The 284-nt window shown below is 57.4% G+C and carries 2 tRNA genes; both read left to right on the top strand.

Annotation, left to right across the window (positions count from 1 at the left end):
* Window positions 1–2: 2 nt before the first annotated feature.
* Window positions 3–79: transfer RNA gene (locus RTW80_RS28875), tRNA-Met, on the top strand.
* A 33-nt stretch (window positions 80–112) separates the two neighbouring features.
* Window positions 113–189: transfer RNA gene (locus RTW80_RS28870), tRNA-Met, on the top strand.
* The last annotated feature ends 95 nt before the right edge of the window (window positions 190–284 follow it).

Here is a 284-nt window from a genome sequence, read left to right as displayed (position 1 = left end):
GACGCGGGGTGGAGCAGCCTGGTAGCTCGTCGGGCTCATAACCCGAAGGTCGTCGGTTCAAATCCGGCCCCCGCAACCAATTAAAATTTGATGAAGTAAAGCAGTACGGTGACGCGGGGTGGAGCAGCCTGGTAGCTCGTCGGGCTCATAACCCGAAGGTCGTCGGTTCAAATCCGGCCCCCGCAACCAATCAAATTTGATGAAGTAAAAGCAGTACGGTGACGCGGGGTGGAGCAGCCTGGTAGCTCGTCGGGCTCATAACCCGAAGGTCGTCGGTTCAAATC

Source organism: Escherichia sp. AM3 (assembly GCF_032029835.1).
Lineage (GTDB): Bacteria > Pseudomonadota > Gammaproteobacteria > Enterobacterales > Enterobacteriaceae > Escherichia > Escherichia coli.
The sequence above is the reverse complement of the archived record's forward strand: the minus strand, read 5'-3'. Positions and strand labels throughout refer to the sequence as shown.